Source organism: Nitrosomonas cryotolerans ATCC 49181 (assembly GCF_900143275.1).
GTDB lineage: Bacteria > Pseudomonadota > Gammaproteobacteria > Burkholderiales > Nitrosomonadaceae > Nitrosomonas > Nitrosomonas cryotolerans.
In genome coordinates this window covers 449995-473321 of record NZ_FSRO01000001.1, presented here as the reverse complement: position 1 = coordinate 473321, position 23327 = coordinate 449995, and the positions used below count along the sequence as shown (strand labels likewise).

General features: G+C 43.6%; 23 protein-coding genes and 5 pseudogenes. 17 read left to right on the top strand and 11 right to left on the bottom strand.

What is annotated here, in order from left to right; all coding sequences use genetic code 11:
- Positions 1-25: 25 nt before the first annotated feature.
- The 5 genes from BUQ89_RS02070 to BUQ89_RS02050 all read left to right on the top strand — a co-directional run bounded on the left by BUQ89_RS02070 (position 26) and on the right by BUQ89_RS02050 (position 5150).
- Positions 26-1519: an amidohydrolase family protein gene (locus tag BUQ89_RS02070; protein WP_036574057.1), complete on the top strand. Its 1494-nt coding sequence runs from the start codon at positions 26-28 to the stop codon at positions 1517-1519.
- 760 nt (positions 1520-2279) lie between these two features.
- The gene (locus BUQ89_RS02065) at positions 2280-2933 is read left to right on the top strand and encodes a DUF938 domain-containing protein (protein WP_028462461.1); all 654 of its coding nucleotides are present in this window, start codon (positions 2280-2282) and stop codon (positions 2931-2933) included.
- Positions 2934-2935: 2 nt separating this feature from the next.
- Entirely contained in the window at positions 2936-3670 is a 735-nt protein-coding gene (locus BUQ89_RS02060) for an SDR family NAD(P)-dependent oxidoreductase (protein ID WP_028462460.1), read from the top strand.
- Positions 3671-3689: 19 nt separating this feature from the next.
- On the top strand, positions 3690-4298 hold the full coding sequence (locus BUQ89_RS02055) for a DUF1326 domain-containing protein (RefSeq protein WP_028462459.1): 609 nt from the start codon (positions 3690-3692) through the stop codon (positions 4296-4298).
- Between the two features lie 90 nt (positions 4299-4388).
- Positions 4389-5150: a DUF2182 domain-containing protein gene (locus BUQ89_RS02050; protein WP_051537757.1), complete on the top strand. Its 762-nt coding sequence runs from the start codon at positions 4389-4391 to the stop codon at positions 5148-5150.
- 309 nt (positions 5151-5459) lie between these two features.
- Here the strand turns inward: BUQ89_RS02050 and BUQ89_RS02045 are convergent, their stop codons facing one another.
- Positions 5460-6692 (bottom strand): RNA-guided endonuclease InsQ/TnpB family protein, encoded by a 1233-nt coding sequence (locus tag BUQ89_RS02045; protein WP_074202472.1) that lies wholly within the window; start codon positions 6690-6692, stop codon positions 5460-5462.
- 30 nt (positions 6693-6722) lie between these two features.
- On the opposite strand from BUQ89_RS02045, the pseudogene tnpA (BUQ89_RS02040) reads away from it, so the two are divergent.
- Positions 6723-7013: pseudogene (gene tnpA, locus BUQ89_RS02040) on the top strand (IS200/IS605 family transposase); the annotation flags it as partial.
- A 180-nt stretch (positions 7014-7193) separates the two neighbouring features.
- On the opposite strand, the gene BUQ89_RS02035 reads toward tnpA (BUQ89_RS02040), so the two are convergent.
- A complete protein-coding gene (locus BUQ89_RS02035) occupies positions 7194-8570 on the bottom strand; it encodes a hypothetical protein (RefSeq protein WP_028462475.1) in 1377 nt (458 codons plus the stop codon).
- 260 nt (positions 8571-8830) lie between these two features.
- On the opposite strand from BUQ89_RS02035, the pseudogene BUQ89_RS14500 reads away from it, so the two are divergent.
- Positions 8831-8995, top strand: a pseudogene (locus tag BUQ89_RS14500) (hypothetical protein); the annotation flags it as partial.
- A 678-nt stretch (positions 8996-9673) separates the two neighbouring features.
- Here the strand turns inward: BUQ89_RS14500 and BUQ89_RS02030 are convergent.
- Complete coding sequence (locus BUQ89_RS02030; protein ID WP_028462474.1) at positions 9674-9886, bottom strand: cold-shock protein; 213 nt, start codon at positions 9884-9886, stop codon at positions 9674-9676.
- Positions 9887-10985: 1099 nt separating this feature from the next.
- Here BUQ89_RS02030 and BUQ89_RS14085 point away from each other — a divergent pair.
- A pseudogene (locus BUQ89_RS14085) lies at positions 10986-11063 on the top strand (IS66 family insertion sequence element accessory protein TnpB); the annotation flags it as partial.
- A gap of 28 nt (positions 11064-11091) precedes the next feature.
- On the opposite strand, the gene BUQ89_RS14080 reads toward BUQ89_RS14085, so the two are convergent.
- On the bottom strand, positions 11092-11253 hold the full coding sequence (locus BUQ89_RS14080; RefSeq protein ID WP_245813059.1) for a hypothetical protein: 162 nt from the start codon (positions 11251-11253) through the stop codon (positions 11092-11094).
- A 35-nt stretch (positions 11254-11288) separates the two neighbouring features.
- Between BUQ89_RS14080 and BUQ89_RS14075 the strand changes: the two genes are divergently transcribed.
- Genes BUQ89_RS14075 through BUQ89_RS02005 form a run of 4 tightly spaced genes read left to right on the top strand, consistent with a single transcriptional unit; the run spans position 11289 to position 14314 of the window.
- The gene (locus tag BUQ89_RS14075; RefSeq protein WP_028462473.1) at positions 11289-11711 is read left to right on the top strand and encodes an IS66 family transposase; all 423 of its coding nucleotides are present in this window, start codon (positions 11289-11291) and stop codon (positions 11709-11711) included.
- A 52-nt stretch (positions 11712-11763) separates the two neighbouring features.
- Entirely contained in the window at positions 11764-13107 is a 1344-nt protein-coding gene (locus tag BUQ89_RS02015) for an AAA family ATPase (protein WP_245812871.1), read from the top strand.
- On the top strand, positions 13104-13634 hold the full coding sequence (locus BUQ89_RS02010; RefSeq protein ID WP_028462471.1) for a hypothetical protein: 531 nt from the start codon (positions 13104-13106) through the stop codon (positions 13632-13634). Before BUQ89_RS02015 ends, BUQ89_RS02010 begins: the two co-directional genes overlap by 4 nt.
- Positions 13631-14314 carry an RNA ligase family protein gene (locus BUQ89_RS02005; protein ID WP_028462470.1) on the top strand — a complete coding sequence of 228 codons (684 nt, stop codon included), beginning with the start codon at positions 13631-13633 and terminating at the stop codon, positions 14312-14314. The genes BUQ89_RS02010 and BUQ89_RS02005 overlap by 4 nt, the downstream gene beginning before the upstream one ends.
- Positions 14315-14375: 61 nt before the next feature.
- Here BUQ89_RS02005 and BUQ89_RS02000 read toward each other — a convergent pair whose 3' ends face one another.
- Positions 14376-15608: an RNA-guided endonuclease InsQ/TnpB family protein gene (locus BUQ89_RS02000; RefSeq protein WP_074202471.1), complete on the bottom strand. Its 1233-nt coding sequence runs from the start codon at positions 15606-15608 to the stop codon at positions 14376-14378.
- Between the two features lie 31 nt (positions 15609-15639).
- Between BUQ89_RS02000 and tnpA (BUQ89_RS01995) the strand changes: the two genes are divergently transcribed.
- The 3 genes and pseudogenes from tnpA (BUQ89_RS01995) to BUQ89_RS01990 all read left to right on the top strand — a co-directional run bounded on the left by tnpA (BUQ89_RS01995) (position 15640) and on the right by BUQ89_RS01990 (position 17201).
- On the top strand, positions 15640-16056 hold the full coding sequence (gene tnpA / locus BUQ89_RS01995; protein ID WP_074202637.1) for an IS200/IS605 family transposase: 417 nt from the start codon (positions 15640-15642) through the stop codon (positions 16054-16056).
- A gap of 154 nt (positions 16057-16210) precedes the next feature.
- A pseudogene (locus BUQ89_RS14435) lies at positions 16211-16328 on the top strand (IS5/IS1182 family transposase); the annotation flags it as partial.
- A gap of 60 nt (positions 16329-16388) precedes the next feature.
- Entirely contained in the window at positions 16389-17201 is an 813-nt protein-coding gene (locus tag BUQ89_RS01990; protein WP_028461979.1) for an NYN domain-containing protein, read from the top strand.
- A 54-nt stretch (positions 17202-17255) separates the two neighbouring features.
- Here BUQ89_RS01990 and BUQ89_RS14495 read toward each other — a convergent pair.
- Positions 17256-17441, bottom strand: a pseudogene (locus BUQ89_RS14495) (integrase core domain-containing protein); the annotation flags it as partial.
- Between the two features lie 167 nt (positions 17442-17608).
- Entirely contained in the window at positions 17609-17890 is a 282-nt protein-coding gene (locus BUQ89_RS01980) for a helix-turn-helix domain-containing protein (RefSeq protein WP_028461980.1), read from the bottom strand.
- A gap of 223 nt (positions 17891-18113) precedes the next feature.
- Between BUQ89_RS01980 and BUQ89_RS01975 the strand changes: the two genes are divergently transcribed.
- Positions 18114-19208 (top strand): endonuclease/exonuclease/phosphatase family protein, encoded by a 1095-nt coding sequence (locus BUQ89_RS01975; RefSeq protein WP_028461981.1) that lies wholly within the window; start codon positions 18114-18116, stop codon positions 19206-19208.
- Positions 19209-19306: 98 nt separating this feature from the next.
- On the opposite strand, the gene BUQ89_RS13865 is transcribed toward BUQ89_RS01975, so the two are convergent.
- From BUQ89_RS13865 to BUQ89_RS01960, 4 genes are all read right to left on the bottom strand, one after another.
- Positions 19307-19573, bottom strand: coding sequence for a zinc ribbon domain-containing protein (locus tag BUQ89_RS13865; protein WP_218146757.1), 267 nt, complete (start codon positions 19571-19573; stop codon positions 19307-19309).
- 423 nt (positions 19574-19996) lie between these two features.
- Positions 19997-20209, bottom strand: coding sequence for a helix-turn-helix domain-containing protein (locus BUQ89_RS13860; protein ID WP_218146758.1), 213 nt, complete (start codon positions 20207-20209; stop codon positions 19997-19999).
- Positions 20210-20398: 189 nt separating this feature from the next.
- A complete protein-coding gene (locus BUQ89_RS01965) occupies positions 20399-21601 on the bottom strand; it encodes a hypothetical protein (protein ID WP_028461983.1) in 1203 nt (400 codons plus the stop codon).
- 460 nt (positions 21602-22061) lie between these two features.
- Complete coding sequence (locus BUQ89_RS01960; RefSeq protein ID WP_028461984.1) at positions 22062-22280, bottom strand: hypothetical protein; 219 nt, start codon at positions 22278-22280, stop codon at positions 22062-22064.
- A 652-nt stretch (positions 22281-22932) separates the two neighbouring features.
- Here BUQ89_RS01960 and BUQ89_RS01955 point away from each other — a divergent pair.
- Entirely contained in the window at positions 22933-23253 is a 321-nt protein-coding gene (locus BUQ89_RS01955; RefSeq protein WP_028461985.1) for a GreA/GreB family elongation factor, read from the top strand.
- Positions 23254-23327: the final 74 nt, after the last annotated feature.

Sequence of the window (23327 nt, the reverse complement as noted above, 5' to 3'; positions counted from 1 at the left end):
TGGGCAACAACATAAAGAACTCAGAATGAGAATAAGAAAACTCCAACAAATCGCGCTAATATCTGTGCTCGCTTTCATGGGAAGCTGTGCAAGCATTGGCCACCACACCGATGCCACAGAAGGAAATAATTTCCAGCAAACAAATCAGTTATATGACGACATGCTCAACAAAGCGGGCAAGGCAAACATAGCGCAGCTAAATCTATTTTTCACCAACATGCCCAAGGGCGGGGACATTCATCACCACTACACCGGTAGCATTTATGCTGAAACCTACCTTGACTGGGTGAAGCAAGAAAATTGGTTCATTGACAAATGTACATTTAAAATCGTAATGCCCAGCGAAACCAGTAAGTGTGAACTGCTTACCGTTGATGCGCTCATAAAAGACAATGAAAGCTATCGAAAGCTACTTACCCTCTGGTCAGATAAAGACTACGGCAATCACTTCCATGATCAACCACCGCCTGACAGCGCGTTCTTCAATACCTTTGACTACTTCGGTCCAATCTCAAATGAGAACATGGATATTGGTATCAACATTATTAAACAACGCGCTATTAAAGAAAACGTTAGCTACATCGAAACAATGCTAACTCGAGTGGGTGTTAAGAGTAAATCCTATTTCGACCCTGAGAAAATTAACAACCTCAACATCACCCTAAGAAATGCATCGACGCAGGCCGAGGTCAATACGATCCTAAATAAGGTCACAGGCCAGCTCAGTGAAAATAGTGAATTTGGTGCAGCCATTAGTAACTACGTCAGTATGATCGATACACTTCACCAAGGCATCGACAACGATCTATTTATGATGCGTTACCAAACCTACGCAGCACGTGTGGTTGACCCATTATCCGTGTTTATGGATTTATATGCGGGTTACCTCGCAGCAGAGCGCTCCCCCTTCGTTGTAGGCGTAAACATTGTCGCACCAGAAAACAACCACATTGCCCTGAGTGATTACACCTTGCACATGCAGATGTTTAATTACCTCCACAGCCTATACCCCAACGTTAACCGGGCCCTTCATGCAGGTGAGCTAACCACGGGAATGGTTCGGCCAAAAGATCTTCTATTCCATATCAAGCAAGCACGCGATATTGCCAAAGCACAGCGCATTGGTCATGGTATTGGTTTACCCTACGAACAAGACTCACTCGAATTATTAGAAGACCTAAAACAAAACGCGGCTATTGAAATTAACCTTACTAGCAACCAGTTTATCCTTGGTGTTAAGGGTAATGAACACCCCTACCTTATCTACTCCAGTTACGGCGTGCCTCTTGTTATCTCAACCGATGATTCTGGCGTCTCTCGCAACAACCTGACACAGGAGTACGTGCTATTAGCATCCAGGTATAAGCCATCATATGGAAAAATTAAAGAATACGTCTACAACAGCATCAGGTACTCTTTTTTGTCATCAGCAGATAAAATAACCGCTATAACGCTTCTGGATAAAAAGTTTGTCAAGTTTGAAAGTGAGATGGCAACACTCTATGGGAAATTAAACTAACCTAGATAGTGTAATCATGAGATATTTATCCAGAGAACAGTACATCTCATGACTATACTATCTAATAGTCAGTAGGCATCATTCTCTAATTTTTTGCCAAGCAGACATATCGACAGGTAAATGAGTAAATAGCCTTTGCCTGTTTTGCAGGTAGTCGCTTCATGCAACGCGAAACGTTTTAGAAGAGTAGCCTTGTAGCATCTGGATCACTCAGCAGTACCTAGGCTGCGTGGCGTTGCCATAGCTCGTCGGTTGAAGCGCCTATTTCTGTTTCCGTGGGAAGGTGTATAGATATAATCATACTAATTGTCCATGTTGCCTGTATGGAATTGTTCGTCAGAATGCTTACACACCCTCAAATGAATAAATACACTTCCATAGACGATTCAATTATCCGGTTAATCTGCATCACACCACGTGCGTTTATGGTTCTATTGTCCTAAACGGCTTTATCCAGATAGCAATCAAGAACCGATGTGGTGGTGCGTTGCATATTGTCTCCGGTGTTTTTCATATCCAATGTGCTACGTTCACTGATTTGAGATAAACACGATTAGGCGATACTATATTGCATGAATTTTTCATTGGAATCGCTGATTTAATCAATGGCGTTATTTCCGCGAAAAGCCTGCCCGTAAATATGGGGAAAGGCCCAGGAAAGCAATAGCATGGATCTCCATCCAAGAATTTTGTAGGGATGATGATTGGCTTGGATTTTGTCAGTGATTCTTAAGCAATTAACTATCAAAAGGAATCAAACATGACTGAAGAAATACCCCCATTAGATCCACATCCCTTAAGTGAATATGTTGCTTGGGCGGGTGGTCGTAATCGTGACCCGCTGCTGGGCGTATTGAAGGACAAATTGCCAAAAGATCCAGAGCGTATTTTGGAGATGGCCAGTGGTAGTGGCATGCATATAAACTATTTTGCGCCGCATTTTAGCCATTTGCATTTTCATCCATCGGAAAAAGATATTGAAGTTTTTGATAACATCAAGAAGCTGATCCGTGAGCAAGGTAATAATAATATTGCGGATCCAATACATCTGGATTTGACGCAACCTGACACTTGGTTTAAGCCGGAATCAGAGAATTCATTTGCGGTTATTTTTTGCATCAATATTTTTCAGGTTGCGCCTATTTCTATTGCTGATGGCATGATGAAATGTGCATCTCATTTGTTGAAAGATGATGGGTTTTTGTTGATTTATGGACCATTCCAGGAGGAAGGCACGTTTTCTACCGATTCCAATAAAGTGTTCCATGAAACGCTCAGTTCTGTGGGCGTTTCTGAATGGGGATTGAAAGATATTGCTGACTTGAAAAAAGCAGCAACGGATCATGGGTTGGAACTAAAAGAGAAAATCGATATGCCGAGCAATAATTTCTCCTTGATTTTCGGTAAAATCTAATTATGCATCGGCCAGCTTCTGCGATTGTGATTGGTGTTGGCCCTGAACGTGGGCTAGGTGCAACACTAGCACGCTGTTTTGCGCGGCACGGGTTGCATGTTTTTATTGCCGGTCGTAGTGAAGACAGACTTCAAGCCGTGGCGACACAAATTCAACAGGCAGGTGGAACAGCCACGCCGGTCGTTGCAGATGCAACGGTTGAACAAGACGTGAGCCAGTTGTTTGAGGTGGTTCGTGCGCGAGGCGATGTTATCGAAGTAGCGGCTTATAATGTAGATAGCAATATCCCCGTGCCCTTTTTGGAAACGGGTGTCGATACATTTACCGCGTTATGGCAACAGAATTGTCTCGGTGCTTTTTTGTTCGCGCAGCAAGTGATTAGTATCATGCAAGCGCAGCAGCAAGGCACGTTATTCTTTACTGGCGCCACAGGTTCATTACGAGCCAAGCCGCCATTTACAGCGTTTGCTTCAGCTAAAGCCGGCTTAAGAGCGCTGGCACAGGGCTTGGCCAGAGAGTTTTCGCCGCAAGGTGTGCATGTGGTGCATACCATTATTGATGGGGTGATTGATGGGGAGCGTGCGCGAAGTCAGTTTCCCGAATATGTGAAGGCCAAGGGTAAAGATGGTTTGCTGCAATTAGAAGCCATCGCGCAAACGTATTGGGCTATCCATCAGCAGCATCCGAGTGCATGGACGCATGAATTAGATTTGCGACCCCATAAAGAACCCTTCTGAAAAAATTTAGGAAAATACCATGAGTGAAAAAACCGATTGGAAATTGCAGGGTGGATATTTCGAGACCTGTAATTGTGAAACGTCTTGTCCTTGTATTTGGCTGCAACCGCCGTCTGAAGGTAATTGCAAGCTATTGGTCGCATGGCATATTGACAGCGGCCATTTAAATGGCGAGTCGCTAAATGGACTGAATGTGGCGCTGGCCTGTTATTCGCCGGGTCATATGAAAGAGGGTAACTGGCAGGCAGCTTTGTATGTCGATGAACGCGCTAGTGATGCGCAATTTGACGCGATTACACAAATTTTCGCAGGTAAACAAGGCGGTCATCCTGCAATTCTGATGAGCTTTGTTACTGAAGTGCTGGGTGTGAAGAAAGTTAAAATTGATTATCAGGAAAACGGCAATAAGCGCGAATTGACTATTCCTGATATTGCACAAGCTGAAATTGAAAGCATTCAAGGCATTGGCGGCGGTGACTCAACCGTCAATAATCCACCCTTATGTGTGGTTCCTAGCCATCCGGCCGTTGTTGCAAAATCTAATCGTTATCAATACCAGGACTATGATAAGAATTGGCAATTTACCGAGCGCAATGGTTTTTATTCACCGTTTATTTATCAGCCGTAGTTGATTTATTTTAGCATTGCACCTTAAACGCGCTTCTTTTGTTTTATAAATCCCTGCCGATTGATGGCGGGGATTTTCAATTTATCCCCCATGTCTAGATCCCGATTGATTGTTTTACTGTCCTTGTTAACAGTTATTTTCGTTTCCTGGTTCTATTTGTTTTATCAACACTGGCAAATGACCTCGTTACCGATGTCTGAAATGTGGACGCCACCATCGGAAACAGCCGCATGGCAACTCATGGACTTTGGTCTGGTTTATGTGATGTGGGCGGTGATGATGGCGGCGATGATGTTGCCTTCAGCAATTCCGATGATTTTGGTATTCAATAAGATCTGCAAGCAGCGTCAGTTGGCGCCACACTTGCGGGTGTTTTTATTTGTGGTGGCTTATCTGTTGATATGGTTTATTTTTAGTGCAGTGCTGACAGTGCTGCAATGGCAAATGCACGGATTGCATTTTCTGTCACCCATGATGGATAACCAAAGTAAATACATGGCTGCCACCATTTTTCTATTGGCTGGCGCTTATCAATTTATGCCATTAAAAGAAATATTCTTACAAAATTGTCGCTCACCAATGGGTTTTTTATTAACAGAATGGCGTGAGGGCTTCAGTGGCGCATATTACATGGGGTTGAAACATGGCAGCATGTGTGTGGGATGTTGCTGGCTACAAATGTTAATTATGTTTGCCGTGGGTATCATGAATCTGTTGGCTATGGTATTGATAACCCTATTGGTTCTGATTGAAAAAACCCTGCCCGCTTATAATCAATGGATTTGTCGGCTGGTGGGTGTTTTGTTCATCGGTTGGGGAGTTTGGATATTCCCAGTGGAAGTTGATTTGTAATTTACATGTCATAAAGGACATGGGGAAAAATAAGCTACCTTTTCCATGGGTTCGGAATGTACTGAAAAAAGCTGGCGCGGTTGTTAAACATCCGCTTTAACAGGGTGCGCTCAACTGATATGCACGGAAACCGGGGGATATTGTCATCGTCATCCGCATCGGCTACTTTTTCCTTTCTTCTCGCCAGGCATAATCTTTGGGCGCAACTTGGTATTGAACATGAGCACGTCGGTATGCGATATGCATTGACGCAGTGAGATTTTTTTGACATCCTCCCCCTCCTAAACGAAGGGGATTCCTAGCGACTTATTAAGCCGTTAAGAGTAGGTTTGTATTGCTACTGCCTACTGGTTCCTGCTTCTTAGACGAAACTAACGTTTCAACTCCACAGGCTAACAAGCGATGTCCTCGCTCAAGTACATTCAAGGCACCTACCAAGTCGGCATTGGCTTTAAATCCACATTCTGTACATTCAAAAGCACTTTGGCTTTTGCGATTGTCACGACTAACATGTTGACATCCAGGGCAGGTTTGAGAGGTGTATTGAGGGTTTACCTTCAATACATCCCCGCCTGAACAAGCCTGTTTATACTCCAAGAACGAAACGAACATTCCCCATCCTTGGTCAAGAATGGATTTGTTTAGACTCGATTTCGCTTTGACGTTTTTACCATGCTTTTCAACACTGCCCTTGGCACTCTTAGACATGTTTCCTATCTTTAAATTCTCAACTACGACCATTGCGTGATTTTTGCTGATTTCGGTTGAGGTTTTGTGTAAGAAGTCTAAACGAGCATTGGCAATACGCTCATGCAGTCGGGTAATGATTTGTTTCTGCTTTTTCCAGTTAGCAGAGAAACGGATTTTTTTAGACAGCTTACGCTGTTCAAAAGCCAGTTTCTTTGATAACTTTCTGAAACTGTTTAAAGGTTCTACGTATGAGCCGTCTGACAAGGTTGCAAAGCGGGTAACGCCCATATCAACACCAATCATACTGGTTGAGCTATGACGCTTTAGCTCGGTCTCGTACTCAGTCTGAATCGACACGTACCAATAACCGCCTTTACGGGAAATCGTCATATTTTTAACGTCACCAATGACTTGGCGTGAATTACGATATTTCACCCAACCGATTTTAGGCAAGAACACTTTGCTAGACTCTTGCTCCAGCTTAAATCCTTGTGGATAACGAAAGCTGTCACTCAAACCTTTTTTCTTGAATTTTGGAATCCGTTTTAAAGGCTGTTTTTTATCAAAACCGTCTTTGAACGCTTTTTCTAAGTTTTTTAAGGCTTGTTGCAACGGTTGAGAATGAACGGTTTTTAGAAATCCATAATCTTCTGAGGATTTCCATAGCTTTAGCCAAAATGACAACTCGTTGTACCAAAGCAATGGCTGTTTCTGCTCTAATCTGAACAGATTCATTGCTAAGGCTTTATTCCAAACAAACCGATTAGCACCCGCAAACTCAACCATCTTCTGTACTTGGTCAGAATTTGGATTGAGTCGAAATTTAAAGGCTTTGCGTATAATCTGCTTCATGGTTATAATTATACAAAAAGGAATTGGTCTATGCAAGCTAATAACGATGTAAGAACAGGAAGAAATTGCGTTTTTAATCTTCATGTTCATTTGGTCTTTGTAACAAAATACCGTAGAGATGTTTTCTCCGGAAGGGTATTAATTGATTTGGAAGAAATATTTAAAAACGTGTGTTTGGATTTTGAAGCAGAATTGGTGGAATTTAACGGTGAGCATGATCATATTCACCTTTTAGTTAACTATCCACCAAAAATTGCTATTTCTAACTTGGTAAATAGTTTGAAAGGCGTTTCAAGCCGACTTATTCGCAAAAAGAATTATCCCGAAAATAAAAACCCTCGTCATAAGTTTTATGAATATTGAGAGACCTTTGCAGTTCCTTCATTCCTATTATTAATACAAGACTTGGCCCTCTGTTTTAAGACTTGACCCGCTGTTTTATTACCATCATCTTACCGATTAACCAAGAGCACTCGGCAAGGTGTGACATAAAAGTGAAAATTATGCAGAGGGATCTGAAGCCGAAGATTCTGTTTGCATAATTTCTTCTATTTCTACAATTTTGGATCGGCTCATCACCACCTTCCAGCGCTGAATGATCGGTGGTTTCTGGCCCTGAACTTCACAAGTCACCAAGTTGAGCAGATAGCGTTTTTCTACCGGATGACGAGCAACTTGTCCGTCTTTCAACTGATAGACGTGATGGGAGCCTTTTTCCATGAGTTTGGACAGCAAGCTTAAATCCAGCTGTAGTGTCTCTCGTGTTTGTTCGTAACCACTTAAGAAGCGGGTCGGCAGCATACGAGAGTGACTGCCATAGTGCATGACCAATTCTTCTTTCTGTGTGACGTTGGCGCGACGAGCGACCAAAATATCTTCCTTGAGTTTAGCTGGACGACGATAATCGAACCACTCAAGCTGACGCCCCACCAGTTGATTGCTATGCACATCAAAATATTGCCGCCGCCATTTGGGCCGACCCTTACGTAACCAGCGCCATAATGTGTTACGCAAGTCGTCTTTAAATATTTCGCGCAGCGCATACAGCAACGCCAGCGATAAAATAACCAGTAGCGAAATCCTACCCAGGGTTTCGCGTACTTCAAATACGGCCAGTGACATAGCCGTCATCACTACGGCGGTCACGCCGGCTTTAAGCAGTTTTTCTTCGCCACCTCCCAATTCTTGGGTTTTTTCTTTCAGTATGACCGGATATTCAATCAGACGACGTAACAGACGCATTTTATTAGAAATACGCGACAAGGCTTCGGTGGTATAACGGGAGTTGTATTGTTGTTCTATGCGATGCTGGTGTTCTAGGTCGCTGACCTCTAACAGTAGTGCCTTGGCGTTTTTATACTCTTTATTGCGCGGCAAATGAGCCACCAGCGACAGCAGCCGTTGCTCGGTAAACCAGGAAAGATAATTATCGATATTAGTGTAATATTTAAGCAGTGCCTTCTCACTAGGAACATTACGGCGCAAGCGGCGCAAAATATCCTGTACCAGGGCGATGAGTTCTTCAACCGTTTCCTGAGTCACTCCCTCTTTCTCATTGAGCAACTCATGGCAAGATTGCTCTAGGCCAATGGCATACTGATAAGCATACAGGCTGAGGCTGAGTCGATATTGCTCGGACGAAAGCTCGCCACGACGCGTCAGGCCACTGCGTATCAAGGAAAGATAAGGCCTATTACTAAAATAGGTTCGCTGTACATGAATCGCGCTGTGATAGAACTCTTCTTCTGGTACTACCTTGGTATTGAGCCCCAGCTCCCCCGGTACAAAGAAATAAATATCCAATCGGTGTTCGGTGGCCTCCCGCAGAATTCGAGATATCTTGAGAGAGAAACCATCTTTACGCTCAACGCTGATCACAGACTCGGCCTACTCCGCAAATATGAATAATGACAATACGTTAACGTATTTTAGTATGCCACACATTTATAACTTGTTCGGGATCCAACCCCATATGAACTCACTTTTCTCAGCGGCATCCGGCGAAGGTAGGTTCTTTTGCAGTCAAAGGAGCCACAGGAAAAGCTTGAGTTGATATATAGCAATTGCGGCAACAATGGCGTTTTATGTAGGAACAGCAGAATGACTTTTCGTATTCGTTATCCGTATCGAAAGCAAAAGAAATCAATTATGCCAATGACAAAAATCACAGTGTTTATGGCGCAGTTGCGATAACAGAAGAAGGTGGACTTGGTCGAGCCTCATCGCATGAAAAGCCAGCTGCTAATATGAGTCGTAACGATCACAAGGCGAGATATAAGAAAAACAAGCCAGCTTCTCCATGAAGGCTGAATCTACTGAAAGCTGACTCGGTCGTCAAACACCGTGATAATCAATCTAAAGATGGCTTTATTCCGGCTTGATTAGCACGAAAAATCAAAGATTTTCCCGAATTTTAGTGTTCCAGGCGAAAGACACTCAGGAGTAAAGATCAGCCCAGTGACGAAGAGGATTGAAAGCAGCGAGCACGGGATCAGGTTGGCTTTAAAAGATCGTGAGTTTGTGCAGATACTCTAGGCGTTACCTGGACAGGTAGGTCGAGATAATCAAGAATTTGAGTGATTACGCTGGATTCCAGGCCTGGCAGCGATAATTTTCATATCCCCGCCACAGCGTAAACGCTGCTCGATGTCCATATCAACCACCCACTTTAATAGGCTCGCTCAACTGATACACACGAAAACTGGGGAATATTGTGTATCGTCATTCGTATCCGATGAGCTGCTTTTACTTTTCTTCTCCCCTGAAATAGCCTTGGAGCGCAGCTTAGCATTGGGCGCGAGTATGCCATGAAAGCGGATAATTCAATCTTGACCGAGGAATCAATGCGGCCAAGCGTTGCATAAATTCCAACGACGGCATGACAATATGCATCGTGCCAACTCGATAAGGTGTCTTTAGCGTCAGCACCGCCTACCCATCGCCATTGAGTGCTAGCCGTTTATTAGCAATCGCAACGCTTATTAAGCAAGTGAAATATTGACAGCTTTATCGCCTTTACCGCGACGATCCTCTTCTGTATCGAAAGTCACTTTATCATTTTCGCTCAAAAAACTAACGCCTGAGTCTTGAAGCGCTGAAATATGAACAAAGATGTCTTTACCGCCATTGTCTGGCGTAATAAAGCCAAAGCCCTTGTCCGCGTTGAAAAACTTAACTGTGCCTGATTGCGACATGAAAATATTCCTTTTCTCCGTCGGTTAATATATGACCCTTAGGTCGGTTTTTGTCGATTCTTACCAAAGGAGAAGAAACAGTCTGCAATTCCACTTCAGAATAAAATTCCATTATTCCATTAGTAAACACATTTAATAGATTAAACATGCCCGTGCTATTCCAATTTCCAGACTAGCAATTGCCAGAACACGCCCTATCTTCACCATTTGTCCAAGAAGTACCCGTAAAAGGGTATAGAAAAAATAAACCACCCTTTTCATGAGTTCGAAATGTACTGAAAGCTGGCTCAGTTGTCAAAGACTGTGTTAACCGACCGGAAAAGGCTCTATTCCACCGGTTCAATTAGCACAAAAAAATCAAAGATTTTGCTGCATTTTGGCACTTCAGGCGAAAAACACCCAAGAGTAAAGGTCAGCCCAGTGATGAAGAGGATTGAAAAGAGCGAACACGTCGGTATTTCTTGCCCTGCCCGGTAACCGAGTGCAATCCGATAGATACAGGCCGCACCGATTGCAGTGGCACCAACCTATTGAAGGGGTCAAGTCTTGCTTAACTACATACAGTCAGCTATCCTATGGTTTAATTAAATTGAGGATTCAAAAATGGCAAGATCACCAAGAATAAAATTACCTGGAAGTTTGTACCATCTAACGTCCCGAGGAGATCATCGACATGAAATTTATTTTGATGATTCTGATCGTGCTTTCTGACTGAAACTGCCAGGGCAAGTTTGTGAGCGGTTTAATTGGATTTGTCATGCATATTGTCTGATGGATAATCATTATCATATCGTGGTGGAAACGGTTAAAGGAAATTTATCTAAAGGTATACGGTAGCTGAACGGTGCCTAAACGTAATATCTTAATCGCACCCATAATCCTGTTGGGCATATTTATCAGGAGCGTTATCTCCTTGAACTTTCGCGTTATGTTGTATTACTAGCTTGACAATCACCGGTGTTGAAATTGTGCTGTCACGGTACGCATGTGCTGGCATTACCGATAAGCGTTTCAGCGCGATATGTCTAGGAGGATTATTGTCATGCCTGGGTTGATTGCACACGCAGGTTAGGTCTGGCTGGCGGTCGATCCACTGGATATGTGTCGTGGCATGGATGGCCTATCGATGATTGTACGGCAGGTGTCGCGTCACTCTCCCCGCGCGGGTTCGGCTTTCGTATTCTACAATCGCGCGAAGAATCACATTAGAAGGTGGCTTGTCTGGCCGAAGCGAGGAAAAACATGCGTGAACTTGACATCATCACAGCCGGAATCGTTGACTGCCGGAGCAGACTGGCGATGTTTACAGGCTCTGCCGCAGCGGTATCTTCAGGTATAATAAATATCAAATGTTTATGTATTAACATGTAGTTAATTACTAAGCCACGATATAATCCATGCCATGAACTCACTGACTCAACTGGATCAACTGAACCTCGATACGGACACCAGACAACGGGTGGCCGATCTGGTTCAGGTATTGCTCGACCAGGCACAGCAGACAATTCATTTTCAGAGAACCAAAATCCAGGCGCTCACCCTGGAACTGGCACATCTGGACCGCGTTCGCTTTGGCAAGAAAAACGAAGCATTATCGGCACTATCACCGAAGCAACTCAATCCGCTTGAAGAATCAACGCTGCTCGATATCGCAGCCATCAAGGTGGAAATCGAGCGGATCGATGACATGCTTAAAGCTGATGGCGTCAGGTCGCAGCGGTCACGTGCCGGCCGCCAACCGTTGCCGGATCAGCTGCCGCGCATCGAACATTGGCATGAACCCGCACTCCGCCAATGCGGATGGAGGTCGAATAGTCATGATTAAACAGTTACGAATACAGAACTTCAAAGGATGGAAAGATACGGGCACTATTCGCATGGCTCCCATTTCTTTGATTTTTGGTGCAAACAGTTCCGGAAAATCCAGTATCGGCCAGTTTCTGATGATGCTGAAGCAAACTGCTGAATCGCAGGATCGTAAGGCTATTTTTTATCCGGGAGGAAAAAATAGCGCCGTTCAATTGGGATCGTATCGCGAGATGATCTATCAAAGGAATCTCGACAATGAAATCGCCTTTGAATATGAGTGGGAGACATTCCAAAGACTCAAATTCAGAGACACAGTTTCACAAACAAATTTCACCGCTGATTCTATTTCTTTTAATGCAAAAGTAAAAGGCGACAAGATCTCTGATGCTTTAAAAATTGAAGAATTACGCTACCACCTTAGAGAAGGTGAAGAATCCATACTAACTATTGGCATGAGTCCGTCTGCAAAGAAAGCGGGACAGTATGAAGTTAATTCTCAGCAGTATTCTTTGATCAGAAACCCAGGTAGAGTCTGGTATCCGAGTCCACCCGTTCGCTTTTATGGATTTCCTGATGAGGTGGTTAACTACTATAAAAATTCTGAATTTGTGCAGGATCTGAATCTTGCACAAGAAAAACTTTTTAAGTCCATATGCTATCTTGGTCCGTTGAGAATTAAAGCGGAAAGGCTCTACACCTGGGGCGGGATTACACCAGAGAGTGTTGGGTATTCAGGTGAACTTACCATCGCCGCCCTTCTTGCAAGCAAAAATAGAAAAATTAGCCTTGGGCCTAACAAGACAGCCAAACCTTTCGAGCAGATCATCGCCGCAAGCCTAAAATATATGGGGCTCATTGATAATTTCAGGGTTAAAAAAATTGCGGAAAATCGGCAGGAATATGAAGTCATTGTGCAAACAAAAGGATCAAAAAATGGGGTAGACCTTCCGGATGTTGGGTTTGGTATATCGCAGGTGATGCCAGTTCTTGTTCAGTGTTTTTATGCACCTTCTGATTCGATAATTATCATGGAACAGCCAGAAATTCACTTGCACCCGAGTGCACAATCTGCACTGGCCGATGTGATGATCGATGTGATCAATTCTAAGGAAAATGGAGCCGATAGGAATATTCAATTAATAATTGAAACCCACTCTGAACATTTCCTGCGGCGATTGCAGCGACGAATTGCCGAGGATGCAATACCCAAAGAGAAAGTATCAGCCTACTTCGCCAATATTGCCAGGACTTCCGCTACACTTGAACCACTGCAAATTGATATGCTCGGCAACATCCAGAATTGGCCGGAAAATTTTTTCGGAGACGAAATGGGCGACATTCTCGAACAAGCCAAGGCTGCCATGAAAAAGCGAATGCAAAAGCGCACAGAAAAATCGGAGTCATCCGAATGAATTTACCTAAAAAATGTCTTGTGGACACCAATGTTCCGAAGGTAGCCAACCTCGCTATGCAGCCAGATCCTCAGTCCGATGTCCCCGATGCGTGTGTACTGGCATGCATTGAGGCGGTTGAACACGTCATTAAAAAAGGAGGATTGGTCATCGATGCCGGTAACGAAATTTTTGATGAGTACCGGCAGCAACTTTCCATGAAGGGGCAGCCTGGCGTGGGCGACCAATTCATGAAATGGGTTCACGATCACCGCCATAGCCTACCCGATTCCGACCGGGTTAGCATTACGAAAAACGGCGAATCTTATAATCAGTTTCCCGTTCATGCGGGTCTGTTAAATTTCGACAAATCAGACCGCAAGTTTGTTGCCGTCGCAAACGCACACCCTGAAAAACCTCCGATTCTACAAGCAACAGATAGCAAATGGTGGGGATGGAGAGGGTCTTTGACAGAAGTGGATATTGCTGTTCATTTTATCTGTCCCGAATATGCCAAGTCCAAATGTGCGGAGAAGATAGGAACGTGAAAGACGATTTCTTCAAATTCCCTTCCACGCCACATCTGGCAACGATTGCTGGGGCTGACATCAGAGGCGATAAGGTTCTGTCGGAATCCGAACGTGATGAATTTTTGCAGCATCATCTTGTTATTGAAGAGAAAGTGGATGGAGCGAATTTAGGGATTTCATTTAATTCGGAGGGAAATATCCAAGCACAGAATAGGGGTGCGTATCTACATCTTCCAGGGACAGGCCAGTGGAAAAAGCTCGGAAATTGGCTTACCCCAAGGATTGATACGCTTTTCGAGCAGCTTTCCGATCGCTACATTCTTTTCGGGGAATGGTGTTACGCCCAACATTCGGTTTTTTATGATCGTTTGCCAGACTGGTTCCTTGGTTTCGACATCTACGACAAGCAATCCGGCCGATTTTTGTCTGAAAGGGGACGTAACACGCTTTTTGAGAAAATACGTATTGCCCAGGTGCCAGTAATCACACGTGGACGTTTTACATACCAAGAGATCAAGAAACTGCTGTCCCAATCAAAACTCACCAGTCAGTCTGCGGAAGGAATCTATCTGCGGATTGATCAGAATGACTGGCTGACACAACGGGCCAAGCTGGTGCACCCGATCTTTATCCAGTCGGTGGAGCAGCACTGGTCTCGATCAATTATCAAGCCAAACCGTTTACGCCTGGATGTCTAAATAGTGCAATCACAGATTGACATCCTCCCCTTCCTAAACGAAGGGGATTCCTAGCGACTTATTAAGCCGTTAAGAGTAGGTTTGTATTGCTACTGCCTACTGGTTCCTGCTTCTTAGACGAAACTAACGTTTCAACTCCACAGGCTAACAAGCGATGTTCTCGCTCAAGTACATTCAAGGCACCTACCAAGTCGGCATTGGCTTTAAATCCACATTCTGCACATTCAAAAGCACTTTGGCTTTTGCGATTGTCACGACTAACATGTTGACATCTAGGGCAGGTTTGAGAGGTGTATTGAGGGTTTACCTTCAATACATCCCCGCCTGAACAAGCCTGTTTATACTCCAAGAACGAAACGAACATTCCCCATCCTTGGTCAAGAATGGATTTGTTTAGACCCGATTTCGCTTTGACGTTTTTACCATGCTTTTCAACACTGCCCTTGGCACTCTTAGACATGTTTCCTATCTTTAAATTCTCAACTACGACCATTGCGTGATTTTTGCTGATTTCGGTTGAGGTTTTGTGTAAGAAGTCTAAACGAGCATTGGCAATACGCTCATGCAATCGGGTAATGATTTGTTTCTGCTTTTTCCAGTTAGCAGAGAAACGGACTTTTTTAGACAGCTTACGCTGTTCAAAAGCCAGTTTCTTTGATAACTTTCTGAAACTGTTTAAAGGTTCTACGTATGAGCCGTCTGACAAGGTTGCAAAGCGGGTAACGCCCATATCAACACCAATCATACTGGTTGAGCTATGACGCTTTAGCTCGGTCTCGTACTCAGTCTGAATCGACACGTACCAATAACCGCCTTTACGGGAAATCGTCATATTTTTAACGTCACCAATGACTTGGCGTGAATTACGATATTTCACCCAACCGATTTTAGGCAAGAACACTTTGCTAGACTCTTGCTCCAGCTTAAATCCTTGTGGATAACGAAAGCTGTCACTCAAACCTTTTTTCTTGAATTTTGGAATCCGTTTTAAAGGCTGTTTTTTATCAAAACCGTCTTTGAACGCTTTTTCTAAGTTTTTTAAGGCTTGTTGCAACGGTTGAGAATGAACGGTTTTTAGAAATCCATAATCTTCTGAGGATTTCCATAGCTTTAGCCAAAATGACAACTCGTTGTACCAAAGCAATGGCTGTTTCTGCTCTAATCTGAACAGATTCATTGCTAAGGCTTTATTCCAAACAAACCGATTAGCACCCGCAAACTCAGCCATCTTCTGTACTTGGTCAGAATTTGGATTGAGTCGAGATTTAAAGGCTTTGCGTATAATCTGCTTCATGGTATATAATTATACAAAAAGAAATTGGTCTATGCAAGTTAATAACGATATAAGAACAGGAAGACATTGCGTTTTTAATCTTCATGTTCATTTGGTATTTGTAACAAAATACCGTAGAGATGTTTTCTCCGGAAGGGTATTAATTGATTTGGAAGAAATATTTAAAAACGTGTGTTTGGATTTTGAAGCAGAATTGGTGGAATTTAACGGTGAGCATGATCATATTCACCTTTTAGTTAACTATCCACCAAAAATTGCTATTTCTAACTTGGTAAATAGTTTGAAAGGCGTTTCAAGCCGACTTATTCGCAAAAAGAATTATCCCGAAATTAAAAATAAGCTTTGGGGTAATATGCTTTGGAGTCCAAGCTATTTTGCGGGTAGTTGTGGTGGAGCACCACTCTCGATTATTAAGCAATATATTGAACAACAGCAAAGACCGCATTAAACAGGCTTCGCCTGTGCGCTTATATCTCCGCCCTGAAGGACGAAGTTTTACGCGCTATTTGATAAAAAATACGGGCTTCTATCTACAACGAAAGGATCACAACTGGCACATTCACATCGCAGAGGCGACATATCAGACAAAACAGGGGCATTGCCATCTGGTAGAAAACACCTTCTTTGCACCTCAAGCGTTAGCGCGGTATTGCAACACGATACGCCAAAAACACTACGCCCCTCATCGTCGCCGTGCAAATCAGGTATATTGCCCCATGAGCAAATATTTCGTGACTATACTATTGAATTTAATTATATTTTTCTATTATAGGAGCTATTTTGGTCTCTCCACGACTGGTTGTAAAAAATGAACACGAAGAATCAACTTTGCGATTGGCAGTGTTGATTGATGCCGACAATGCCCAGGCCGCCGTTATAGAAGCGCTGCTTGCTGAAATTGCGCGTTTCGGTGAGGCCACGGTAAAGCGTATTTATGGTGACTTTACGTCGCCCGCGAGCGTATCCTGGAAGCGGGTGCTGCAAAGATATGCAATTAAGCCGGTGCAACAGTTCGCCTATACCACCGGAAAGAATGCGACCGATAGCGCATTGATTATTGATGCAATGGATTTACTTTATACGCGCAAATTTGATGGATTTTGTCTGATTACCAGCGACAGTGATTTTACAGGCCTTGCGATGCGACTGCGTGAAGAGGGGCTTACAGTGCTTGGATTTGGTGAAAAGAAAACACCGGATGCCTTTCGCAATGCATGCCACAAATTTGTTTTTACCGAAATTCTGCGTTCAAGTCGAGTCACTGAATCGGACGAATCACCCCCAGAAGTTAAGGCCAAGAGAAAATCTACCAAAGCTAAGGCTGTCACTAAAACAGTAGAGCAAAAACCTCAATTTCCAGAAGAATTTGTTTTGACCGCACTGGAGCAATCCGTTGATGATACTGGTTGGGCCAACCTGAGTGTTTTTGGGAGCTATTTGACCAAGCTGCAGCCCGACTTTGATTCGAGATTATATGGTCACAAAAAACTCTCAGATCTGGTCAAAGATAAAGAAGCCTTGTTTGAAATCGAAGAACGAAAAACTCCGGGATCAGACAGAACGACTCTTTATCTGCGCGCTAAAACGCAATAAAATTGTCAATTGAAGTGACCCCATTAACTAGACAACCTGAAGATAAATTAAGCTCTAACATGGCTGGTTAATCAAACTCCGGCAGCTTGAGGAATTGCATACTTCTGATAGTAAACCCCATCTGGTTGGTATTAGAGCACCAAGACTTTGATGAAAACGTGCCTGGTTGTACCAGTTGAACCAAACATTTAAACTTTTTCTTATCTCCTTTAACCTGTTGAATTTCCGAGTATATCGATGTTCGTATTTGACTACACACCATAGTCATTCAACAAAAATATTGTCATAATAGCAGCCCTTGCCATCCATGCTGAGCTGTATACCATAGGTTTTTAGTATTGATGTAAATGTCTCATTGGCAAACTGCACACCCTGATCACTATTCGAGATTTTTGCAAAAGCCTCATTTAATGATCGAGCTTTCTGGCTAAAAAATCGCGTTCTACCGTCAATTGCCCAATCACGCGATGTAAGTCATCGGCACTATGACCACTCTTATTATTGGCGTCACCATTTTTACCAAACAAATCACTGGTTTTTTTAATCAAATGACGTTTCCAGCTATTAATCTGCGTGGGATGGATATGATAACGAGCGGCTAGTTGTGGTACCGTTTCTTCTCCACGTATCGCTGCCAAGGCTATTTTGGCCTTGAATTCTGTTGAACATTGCATGCGTTTCTTACTCATGATTATGTCTCTCTATTTATCTCATATCAGAGCTTAGCAACTTGTCCAGTTGCGGTATCACTTCCGTATTTGCGTCCGCCTACAATAGATCTAAAGTTGGTGCTACTCATTATAATCAGCTGCTAGAATATATCATTAGCAAATAACGGCGTGCTTTATAGCTAGATATGATTGTGAGCGTTTCTAATAAGTTGCGATTAACCGCTAACACAAGGAACCTAAGATGACACTGATATTATCCCTATTAACCCTAGTTATTGTATTGGCCACCTTGCTACCTCTTTGGCATCATCCGCACTGGACCATACGTGGCTTGGACTTTCCACGGCTGCAACTTGCTAGCCTTGCTGCTTTACTGTTATTGATGCAATGCTTTTTCCTCGATTTTAGTGTGATAGGCTCTTGGCTAATTTCGCTGCCAGTTCTATTATGCCTAGGCTGGCAACTTTGGTGGATTTTACCTTACACGCCATTGTGGCCAGTTGAAGTATTAACCACGCCAGATGTCAACTCGACCAGCACAGAACGTCAACTGACCATTATTACCGCCAATGTTCTGACATCAAACCGCAATGCAGGCAGCCTAATAAAACTGATACAGCAGCATCAGCCAGATGTGTTAGTGACACTCGAGTCTGATCAATGGTGGCAACAGCAATTAGATAGCTTAGAAGTGAGCATGCCCTTTAGCATAAAATGCCCGTTAGATAACCTTTACGGTATGCACGTCTATTCTCGCTTACCGTTGGATGAAACTGAAATTGCCTTTCTGGTAGAAGATAAGGTGCCTTCGATGCATGCTTTATTAACATTAAAAAGTGGCGATCAAGTACGTCTGCATTTTCTCCATCCTGCACCGCCTAGCCCGACTGAGAACGAAAAGTCTATTGAACGTGATGCTGAGTTAGTAATAGTCGCACGAAGCATTGCCGACAGTCATCAGCAAGCCACAATAGTCACCGGCGATCTAAACGATGTGGCCTGGTCTCGTACCACTCGTTTATTTCGTAAACTGAGTGGCTTGTTAGATCCACGAGTCGGCCGTGGCATGTATAACACGTTTCATGCCAGCTACCCATTTTTACGCTGGCCACTGGATCATTTGTTTCACAGCAAACATTTCACCTTGAATGCCATACAGCGTCTACCGCCAATCGGCTCCGATCACTTTGCACTACTGACAACATTAACTTACACGCCAGCAAAGGGCTCGAATCAAAATGGATTAACTGCTGAGCCCGCGGACAAAGATTTTGCGACACACATTATTCGTCAGAAAGGCGTGAGTAAAGCCTCAGTTCCTGAGCCAGGAAAATAATTTACAGCTTGTATTGTGATCTAATACAACTATAGTTGACATCATCCCCTCCGTAAACGAAGGGGATTTCCAATTCAACGAATCCAACCCGGACACACCTAGATGCAAACAGGACTTATAGATTCTCCAAGGACTGACACCGCCAGTCCAGCGGCCAAAACATTACGCGCTGCGTTGATGTCTCGGTCATGGATTGATCCGCATTCTGGACAAATCCATTCGCGCGCGTTCAAAGACGTTTTGTTTACGGTATCCCCACATCCCCAGCAGCGCTTGCTGCTTGGATACCATTGCTCAATACCCGCCGCAAGTTTTCTCCCGTAGAAAGAATAGCGAAGTGCGTTAATCCTAAGAGACTTTTGCAAAAGCCCTCGCTGGAAGTTTTAGCCTATTGATTATAAAGGATTAATTTTTCAACAATTGGGGTTTTGCAAAGGTCTCCCTAAGTCAATGCCGACTTTGCCGCTAACCTTTGGCTTTAACGCAACAGAGTCGTTGCAAAGCATGGGAATGTGGTATCGACTCACCGAGTCTTTAGGGACCGCTACAGTTGTTAATTTTGTTGCCTTAGGAAGGGGTGCGCGATCATCTGATATTCAGTGAATCTTTCATCTTTGCCAGCTTTAGAGACTCGCCGTCCCACTTGAAGGCGCTGGACGTGTATTCAGCCGATTGCTTGTCATGCTTGCGCTTGAATGACGAGTATTGGGTTCATTTGGCAAAGAAATTGTCGAATGTCGTTTGCAGGTGGCGGAGAGATTGCTGCGTAGGAACACTGGAAATTTTGTTCAATCATTCAAATTCAGACTCTTTTTTAACTCAGTCAACAAAGAGGAGGTAGCATGATACCCGATTCTTTTTTTCTCGGTATACCAAGCATCAGAGCAAACACACAACATGCGATTATAGACAAATCTAGCATACCCGAATGTTTGTGCCAGAATAGCTTCTTGCTCAAGAGCTGGGTAAAACCTGAATCTATATACGCGCTTAATCTCCATTCACACACTTTAACAGAAATAGGTGAAAAAACAGGCTTTAGCAGCAGTGAAGCTGACTCCCTATCCATCCCCGGCCTTACGACCAGGGTTTTCCGGGAGCTGGGATAAAAAGAAAAACCTGATAATTGCTTACCGGATTTCTGAGTTTAATTAACACCGTTACGCATACCAAGAAATTATTTCATGTTTTTAATACGGACTGATTGGTGCTTCCTCCCAGTTCTGATTGTTTACATTCTCATCAAGGTTTGGGTTGTATAAGCTGTTATCAGAAGGAATATATTCGCCCTGACCGTTCATCCAGTATTGATTTGAATAGCCTTCTACCTGGTAGCTTTGTCCGTTATTTGGATCAATAACATTTTGGGTTTCATTAATGCTGTTAATCCTTTGGTTTTGTATTCTATCTTGCGATGCCGAACGGCTGTTATATGCATCCATAGAAGATTTATTCCAGGCATCAACAGAGCTTTGGTGGGCACGTTGTTGCGCTTCAAAATTGGCTTGGTTATTTTTCATTTTTTGATCGTGGGTAGCCCAGCTTTGGTTTGATTTTGCCGCTTCACGCTGATTATAAGCAGCAATATGTTGCGGGTTGTACCGCGTATTGACTAATGCATTGAGGTAAGTAGATTTTACATTTTCGAAATCTGAAGCCTTGCTCCCGACTACCTGAATATAATACCCCCAATAGACAGACCCATAACCGGAATTCTCAGTGTAGTGCACCACTATCATGGCCTTATTGCCCTTCCCATCTTCCCACTCGCTTGCAGCGGCCTGATACGTAGTTTGAGATTGACCAACACTGTAAAGCTGGTCGCCATAATTTTTATCAGCTTGTGCTATTTGCGAAAGTGGGTATTGTTTTATAAACTTTGAACCAGATTGTTGGGCCATTTTTTTAACATCTTGATTTAGAACCCCCTCTACCCCAACAGGACGGCGCATTTGCTGCCCAGCTGCCTGATAGCTCTGCTGCATATACACATCATTGCTGTATACAAATGACTGGTAACCGTATGTGTAAACCTCTATTCCATTGGGCCCCGTGATAGCAGGTGAATTTTGTTGAACATGGGCGTTAATTTTCCAACTGGCTGGCAAGGGAATTTGCGCAAAGGGTTGGTTGGTTTTAGAATCCATAATGGTGTGCATAACAATCTTATCATTGCCTTGCGAATGAGATTGATTGCCCAAATCCCGGTTACTCACAAGAGTAACTCCTTTCTGATTTAGATTGGTAAAACCAGAATTTTGGTCAGCCATACTCGGATTTTGCACTGCAAATTGGTTACTTTGCTCATAATTCATATCAGTGCCACTCTCATTCTGACACGAAATTAAGGTCAAAATAAAAATTGAAAGCATTAATTGAGTAGCCGTTTTCATGTTTTATTTTTTCTTTATTTAACAGGTTATAGATCAGATTCAAAAGAGTGAACGGATTTTAAACACCTACTTATCCTCTTTGTATTCTCTTTGGTACCGCAAAGTATCTCATTATTGAAGATTATCCGCTTAGAGATGCCTTATATATGACTATGCAGGTGGTTTCCATCCTTGGATTCAATGAAGCGCAGTCTTTTTTCATTCTTTTGGTAAAGAATTTACATTCATTTTGATCGTAATGAGTTTTAAGTATAGGAGAAATAAACCATCTTTTCCATGAAGATTTTTTCGTATTTTGGTCCTTCAGGCGAAGGATGCCAGGGGTAAAGATCAACCCAGCGATGAAGAGGACTGAAAGAAGCGAGCGCGGGATCAGGATGGCTCTAAAACGAAAAGATCGTGGATTTGTGCAGGTGTTCTAGACGGCGCCCGGGTAGATAGAGCAAGACGATCAAGAATCTTAGTAATCGTGCTGGATTCCCAGCCTGGCAGCGGTCATTTTCATATCCCAATCGCAGTGCGGACACTGCTCGATGCCGATATCAAACACCCCCTTTAACAGACGCGCCCAACTGATATGCACAGAAACCGAGGGATATTGTGCAGCGTCATTCGCATCGGATGGACTACTTTTGCCTTTCTTTTTGCCTCGAATATTTCTTTGGGCGCAGCTTGGCATTGAGCGCGAGCACGCCATGAAAGCGGATAAGGCTCAGCTTTGACCGAGGAACCAATGCGGCTAGGCGTTGCGGCTAGGGGCTGACTTCCTGAAGAATGATAACTGAATCCTGTTATCTAATGGCCCAAGGAGAAACTCTCTCTACGAAATCAACAATCATCAGTAACCACGAAATCCCCTACTATATCGGGTAATATCGGGTATGTAATACCGCAAGAACTACAGCCGGAATCCTCAATTGGTAGCGCTTTCATAGAATCTAACCCTGCTAATATCCTACAAACCAGCGTAGTATCTTCGGCGATACACTGGCAAGCGCAGACGGCATCTGCTATATATGAGCGCGATGCTTAGGACGAGGGGTTGCCCGAAATTCCCTAGCCAGAGATGCCAACTCGTACTTTCTAAGCGACAATGTGCCTGTCATTTGCCTTTCCCCGTGATATGGGCTATGGTCTTGATATGCAATGAATCCAATGTTACTGAGGACGGTCATTTTTAGCATATGAATACACACCCTTACATTTACGAGTTAATCTTCGCCTTACTCGTTTAAGCCAAGCGCCTGCGGACGCTTGGCCTGATTTCTCTCACATTCATAATTTTCACGGATGTCGTTCGGGCCACTTCGGGTCCGGTATTGGGAGTGAATATGTACAGCTACTTTATGCCGCGAGAGCGGTCGCTACAAGCCAGAACGCTGGTCTACAACACACCATTTTTGTTAGTCAGCGCTCTGGAGCAATTTCAGCGTTTTGCTTACAAGCGCAATTTAGAAACCACAAAGATCGGATGGGCTGGCCCCGGCTGCGTCATCGGCCTGCTTGACATCAAAAACATGATTCAAACCAACACTGAACTGGTCATGCCAAATGAGGCCGCTCCAAAAGAAAAGCGGACTTCGGCGCTGTCGCCATTGGGTTCCAGCCTGTCTGGTTTGGAAAAAGGCGACATCAATCGCGTTAATCTTTGAGGGAGGCGCTACGAATTTAAGGTTTTGGAAATTTGCTACACCGATTCAGTCATTACAAGTATGGAGGAAACGTC